Source organism: Amphritea atlantica (assembly GCF_900111095.1).
Classification (GTDB): domain Bacteria; phylum Pseudomonadota; class Gammaproteobacteria; order Pseudomonadales; family Balneatricaceae; genus Amphritea; species Amphritea atlantica.
On record NZ_FOGB01000007.1, the window covers coordinates 82,266 to 88,412 of the forward strand.

Consider the following 6,147-nt stretch of genomic DNA (forward strand, 5'->3'; position numbering starts at 1 on the left):
CGCCATCGAAAACTAACGGAAGAGGGGTGGTTATGAGTTATCAATGTATTCTGACGGAAGTCAGTCAGGGGGTTGGGATTATTACCCTCAACCGCCCTGAGGTGATGAACGCACTTAATGCGACCCTGTGTCGTGAGGTGGGTGAGGCGGTCGACCGGTTTGAAGCGGATGAAGCGGTCGGCTGTATTATCATCACCGGGGGCAACCAGGTGTTTGCTGCCGGTGCTGATATTAAAGAGATGAAAGACCAGTCGTTTGCCGATCTGCACCGTCAGGATTTTCCCCGCATTCAGCGGGATTGCTGGCGGGCGATTGAAGATGCCCGCAAGCCGGTGATTGCGGCGGTGGCCGGATTTGCACTGGGCGGTGGTTGTGAATTAACGATGGCCTGTGATTTTATCATTGCCGCAGATAGCGCAAAGTTTGGTCAGCCGGAAATCGCGATTGGTACGATGCCGGGTGCCGGAGGGACTCAGCGTCTGACGAAAGCGATTGGCAAAGCAAAAGCGATGGAGATGTGTCTGACCGGCAGAATGATGGACGCTGAAGAAGCCGAACGAGCCGGGCTGATTGCACGCATTGTTCCGGCAGAAACGCTGGCGGAACAGGCACTCAAAACGGCCTCTAAGATCGCTTCGATGTCTCAGCCTGCGGTTATGTTAATTAAAGAGAGTGTTAACATGGCGGTGAGTTGCTCACTGGATGATGGCATGCGTTTTGAGCGTCGGGCATTTGAAGCAACCTTTGCCTTCGAGGACTGCTCAGAAGGGATGAATGCCTTTGCTGAAAAGCGAAAACCGGTCTTCAAAAATCGCTGATATGCATATATTGAAAGCAGAGACTTAAAGGGCAGCCAGACTGCTCTGATAAAGCCGCCGGGTCATTACTCTGGCGGCTTTTGTGTTTCTGGATAGGTGCGCTTATATTTAATTAATCAGATAAAGTATCAGAGTTAATTTTATGAAATTATTAGGAAAAAAAGCGTGGATTACTGGTGCCAGTTCCGGTATTGGGCAGGCTGCTGCGCGGCTGTTAGCCGCTGAGGGAGCGGATCTGGTGATCAGTGCCCGGCGCGATGATCGGCTGCAACAACTGGCCGATGAGATTCGCCTGCTGGGACGTAAAGTCATTGTTGCGACGGCTGATGTTTCTGATCGCCAGGCGATGCAGAAGGTGGGGGAGATAATTGCTTCGCAGGATGGTGTCGATATCCTTATCAATAACGCCGGTACCATGCCGATCAGTCCGATTATCAATGGTCGGGTAGATGAATGGGAACAGATGATCGACACCAATATTAAGGGGGTGCTGTATGCCATTCATGCGGTCTATCCCGGTATGGCGGAGCGCAAACAGGGGCATATTGTTAATATCAGTTCTGTTGCTGCACGGCTGACCTATCCCAGTGCCGGCGTTTATGCGGGCACCAAACATGCGGTGCGGGCGATCTCCGACACGCTACGTAAAGAGGCGATTCGCTACGGTGTGCGGGTCACCGATATTCAGCCAGGAGCAGTGGATACCGAACTGCCGGATAGTATCGTTCACGATAAGATCCGAGCTGCGGTGAAAGAGAATATGTATGCTGAGGGGATGTCCAATCTCCAGCCGGAGGATATTGCTAACGCCATTCTCTATGCGCTGACTCAACCGCCACGCGTGGATGTCAGCGAGTTGCTGATCCGCCCGCTGGTGCAGGAGAATTAAGCGCTTTTGCCAGGCTAATTATCAACCTGAGGTTATCTTTATCCTCCTGTTAACGTAAGATCGGTTTCCAGGTTTACGATTAACAGGTTGGATATCTATTTTGTACAAGTTACTTATTTTTGACTGGGACGGTACCATCATTGATTCAGCGGCCCGGATCGTCTCCAGCATGCAGAAAGCCGCACGGGATCTGAAGCAGCCGGAACTGACCGATGACGCGGTGCGTAATATTATCGGGCTGGGGTTGCCTGAAGCGATTCAGATGCTGATTCCCGGCGTTGACGATGCCATTATTCCACAGATGCGGGAGCGTTACGGGCACTATTATCTGGATGCGGACGACACGCCGACCGCACTGTTTGAAGGAGTTGAACAAACTCTGAGCAATCTAAAACAGAAGGGGTTTCGACTGGCTGTAGCTACCGGAAAAAGTCGTCGTGGGCTGGACCGGGTCTTTGCTGAAACAGGCCTTGAACCTCTGTTCGAAACCTCCCGTTGCGCTGATGAAACTACGTCGAAGCCTCACCCTCACATGTTGGAAGAGATTCTTGAGGAGACCGGTCTTAACCCTTCTGATGCGGTAATGATCGGCGATACGGAATTTGATCTGGAAATGGGTGTCAGAGCGGGTATGGATACGATTGCGGTGAGTTATGGTGCCCATCATATCGACCGGTTGCTGCAGTATAAGCCGGTATTAGTGATGCATCAGTTTACAGAGCTGGAAAACTGGCTGACAGAAACATCGCTCAACCGTCCGTAAAACGTAACGTAAATTTCAAGCATATTAAGGAGAACAGCGTGGGCTCAAATCCCTGGGAAGCTGAAGACAGCAAGGAAACAGAAGCAGCAAAACCGCACGAGAGCAAAACCAAAGAGTGGCGACTGATCGAGAAAACCATGATGGGGCTGCAGAAAGAGCAGCGTGCCGCCCGTCGCTGGGGAATCTTTTTTAAGCTACTGACCTTTGGTTATCTGTTTGTAATACTCGGCATCTACCTGTTTGCCGACTCGTTCACCCCGGATATGGATGAAGGCGGAGAGCATACGGCGGTGGTGCAGGTGAAGGGCGTGATCGCCGACGGTGAAGACGCCAGTGCCGATAATATTATCGGAGCACTGCGCCGCGCGTTTGATGACGAGGGGACTAAAGCGGTTATCCTGCGCATCAATAGCCCAGGAGGCAGTCCGGTACAATCAGGCTACGTTTATGATGAAGTCAAACGTCTGCGCGCACTGCATCCTGACAAGAAAGTTTACGCTGTCATCCTCGATATTGGTGCTTCAGGGGCTTACTACATCGCCGCTTCAGCCGATGAGATTTATGCGGATAAAGCCAGTCTCGTGGGATCTATCGGTGTGGTATCGTCCGGTTTTGGCTTTGTTGACCTGATGGAGAAGGTCGGCGTTGAACGGCGAAACCTGATTTCCGGCGAGAATAAAACCTTCCTGGATCCGTTCTCTCCCTTGAAAGATAAAGACCGTGCCTTCTGGCAGACAGTGCTGGATACTACCCACCGGCAGTTTATCGAGCAGGTGCGTAAAGGTCGGGGAGATCGTCTGAAAGAGAATGATCAGCTGTTCAGTGGTCTGGTATGGACTGGCGAACAGGCGCTGGATCTGGGCCTGATCGATGGGCTGGGCAGCAGCAGTTATGTGGCCCGGGAAATTGTCGGTGCTGAGAAGCTGGTTGATTACACCCCTAAAGGTACGCCGCTGGAGCAACTGATTGACCGGCTGGGCGTTACTTTTGGTAAAACTATAGCTACGCAGCTGGGGCTAAACGGTCCAGTTCAACTGCGCTAAGTTAATCGTTTATTGTTGAAAGCCGCTGCAGAGATGTAGCGGCTTTTTTTTTTGGTTCTTCGCGAGTTATGGGAAGCATATAGAAAACCTAGAACTCTTCACGATTAAGTCCGGTAGGTGCTCCGCCGGACAACAAAAGATTCCTGCTATGAGATCGCTCGCTGTGGAATAGAAAGTGCCGTAAAACCTCTCTGGCGAGGATCTGATTGCCTGATGTAACGAGGAATAAAGACTTTACTACAGAGGGCTCAGAGAACACTGAGGAAAGGGAAAAAATTACAGCATATGGTTTGTCTCTGTGCCCTCGGTGTTATCAGTGGTGAAATCAAAATCAGTTGTCCGTTAAACAGTCTATCGATGAGTTCCGGCTGCTCTGGCTTTGGAGATAGAAGCTTTTTACCACCGAGGACACAGAGTACACCGAGGAAGGACAAAAAAATTCCAGCATATGATTTTTCTCTGTGCCCTCGGTGTTCTCTGTGGTGAAATCAAATTCAGTCGTTCATTAAACAGTCTATCGATGAGTTCCGGCTGCTCTGTCTTAAGATAGAAGCTTTTTTACCACCGAGGACACAGAGAACACCGAGGAAGGGCATAAAATTCCAGCATATGATTTTTCTCTGTGGTGATATCAAAATCTGCGGCCTTTTTGTTGCCTGTACAGCATGGTTATCATGCGAATCGGTTAATCATGGGCTAAGCTGGGTTAGTCAAGTTCACATTCGTTCCTTTCATATCCTCACAGGAACTGCTTAATCGTTCGCGAACGGGATCTGATTGACCCGGTGCCAGCCGGTCGCAGTCAGCACCGTATCTACGCGTTTATCATGGAAGAGTTTATAGCGTCCCTCGCGCTAATCCCGCTGGGTTAAATATTCGCTGGCACTAACATAGAGCTAATAGTAGAGCTAACAATAACAGCACTAGAGCACCGTTTTAGCTTGCTGGGCTCATGCCTGTATCGCGATTCCGGTGATCTTCCATATACATCTTTACACCGACACTAATCTTGAGACCAAGGGGTAAACCGTATGAGAATCGCTAAGAATGATATCGACGTGAAAATGGACATTCCCGGTGCTGTGATACGTCAGCAAACCGGATTTGGTGATGCCACCGGACTGGGGAAAATCAGTGGAGAGTATTTCAGTCTCTCGGCCGGAGTGGACACCACGCCGTTGTTTTTGGGGCTTGATGGCGATATGTGCCAGTGTCCGCACTGGGGCTATGTTATCCAGGGCGAACTGACCACCACCGACGCAAGTGGACAAGAGGAGACTGTCAGTGCAGGCGATCTTTTCTACTGGCCGCCGGGCCACAATGTAAAGGTTACCTCCGATGCCGAAATAGTGATGTTCAGCCCTCAGAGTCAGCACAGCCATGTGATCAGTCATATGATTGAGAAGGTGAGTGGTTGAGTATCTGCATATAAGTTCTGCATCTAAGTACCCTGAATTACAGATTGCTCAACGTTGTCTGAAACACTGAAGGCTCTGTTTCACACATTAAAACACGCCTTAATCGATGGTTGAAAGCGAGGGGCTGTTCATGTGTCATTTTGCTCTATAGCATAGGGTAAAATCAGTCCGTCAATCTGTAAGCGTCTCTTCGCGGATAAAAGTGAAGGGGTTGAGTTTAAACTTTAAAGAAAAGGAATTTCAACGTTGCAACTGGAGAGCATTGTCCCCTGGGGGGCGTTCATTAGATGAGTGCCGGTTGATGTTTGCGCTATCTGAAACCGATCTGCAGAAACGCATTCTGGGGTGTGGCGATGGCCCTGCAGCGTTTAATGCCGGGTTGAGTGCGCGCGGTGGCCGGGTGGTATCCGTTGATCCGGTATACCAATTTACAGCGGATCAGATACGGATGCAGATCGAGCGGGTCTATCCTCAGGTTATGTCACAGATGCAGCAGAACGCCGACAATTATATCTGGGACAGTATCAGCAGTGTTGACGCACTGGGCAGTATCCGTATGGAGGCAATGCAGCAGTTTCTGGCGGACTTTGAAACGGGTCTTGAAGCAGGGCGATACCTGACCGCTTCACTGCCGGATCTGCCATTCGGTGACCAGCAGTTTGAGCTGGCTCTCTGTTCCCATTTTCTGTTTCTCTACAGTGAGCATTTCAACCTTAGTCAGCATATTGAAAGCATGCGCGAGCTCTGCCGTGTGGCAGAAGAGGTGCGGGTGTATCCATTACTGACACTGGATGGCAAGCCATCGGATTATCTGCCTGCGGTCAGGGAGGCGTTATCCGCTGAGGGTATTGAGACGCGTCTTCAGATTGTTGACTACCAGTTTCAGAAGGGCGCTACACAGATGTTAATCGCTTGTGTCTGAGTTGATTCCTGAAGATAAAAGCTGCTCTCTGTGGTGAAATCAAAATCAGTTGTCCGTTAAACAGTCTATCGATGAGCTCCGGCTGCTCTGGCTTTGAAGATAGAAGCTTTTTACCACCGAGGACACAGAGTACACCGAGCAAGGACAAAAAAATTCCAGCATATGGTTTGTCTCTGTGCCCTCGGTGTTCTCTGTGGTGAAATCAAATTCAGTCGTTTGTTAAACAGTCTATCGATGTGTTCCGGCTGCTCTGGCTTTGAATGTAGAAGCTTTTTAACCACCGAGGACACAGAG

General features: G+C 50.1%; 6 protein-coding genes. All 6 read left to right on the plus strand.

What is annotated here, in order from left to right; all coding sequences use genetic code 11:
- The first annotated feature begins 32 nt into the window (after nucleotides 1-32).
- A complete protein-coding gene (locus BMY09_RS12775; RefSeq protein ID WP_091358841.1) occupies nucleotides 33-818 on the plus strand; it encodes an enoyl-CoA hydratase-related protein in 786 nt (261 codons plus the stop codon).
- A 142-nt stretch (nucleotides 819-960) separates the two neighbouring features.
- Nucleotides 961-1,707, plus strand: a complete 747-nt coding sequence (locus BMY09_RS12780; protein ID WP_091358844.1) for an SDR family oxidoreductase — start codon at nucleotides 961-963, stop codon at nucleotides 1,705-1,707.
- A gap of 100 nt (nucleotides 1,708-1,807) precedes the next feature.
- Nucleotides 1,808-2,470, plus strand: coding sequence for an HAD family hydrolase (locus BMY09_RS12785; RefSeq protein WP_175483533.1), 663 nt, complete (start codon nucleotides 1,808-1,810; stop codon nucleotides 2,468-2,470).
- A 38-nt stretch (nucleotides 2,471-2,508) separates the two neighbouring features.
- Entirely contained in the window at nucleotides 2,509-3,513 is a 1,005-nt protein-coding gene (gene sppA, locus BMY09_RS12790) for a signal peptide peptidase SppA (RefSeq protein WP_245756579.1), read from the plus strand.
- A 1,031-nt stretch (nucleotides 3,514-4,544) separates the two neighbouring features.
- Complete coding sequence (locus tag BMY09_RS12795) at nucleotides 4,545-4,931, plus strand: cupin domain-containing protein (RefSeq protein WP_091358850.1); 387 nt, start codon at nucleotides 4,545-4,547, stop codon at nucleotides 4,929-4,931.
- A 301-nt stretch (nucleotides 4,932-5,232) separates the two neighbouring features.
- A complete protein-coding gene (locus tag BMY09_RS12800; protein ID WP_217647437.1) occupies nucleotides 5,233-5,853 on the plus strand; it encodes a class I SAM-dependent methyltransferase in 621 nt (206 codons plus the stop codon).
- Nucleotides 5,854-6,147: the final 294 nt, after the last annotated feature.

What these genes read in the sequence shown, in the direction of transcription:
- BMY09_RS12800 (WP_217647437.1), top strand. Translation starts at nt 5,233, where the DNA reads ATGTTTGCGCTATCTGAAACCGATCTGCAGAAACGCATTCTGGGGTGT.
- BMY09_RS12775 (WP_091358841.1), top strand. Translation starts at nt 33, where the DNA reads ATGAGTTATCAATGTATTCTGACGGAAGTCAGTCAGGGGGTTGGGATT.
- BMY09_RS12795 (WP_091358850.1), top strand. Translation starts at nt 4,545, where the DNA reads ATGAGAATCGCTAAGAATGATATCGACGTGAAAATGGACATTCCCGGT.
- BMY09_RS12780 (WP_091358844.1), top strand. Translation starts at nt 961, where the DNA reads ATGAAATTATTAGGAAAAAAAGCGTGGATTACTGGTGCCAGTTCCGGT.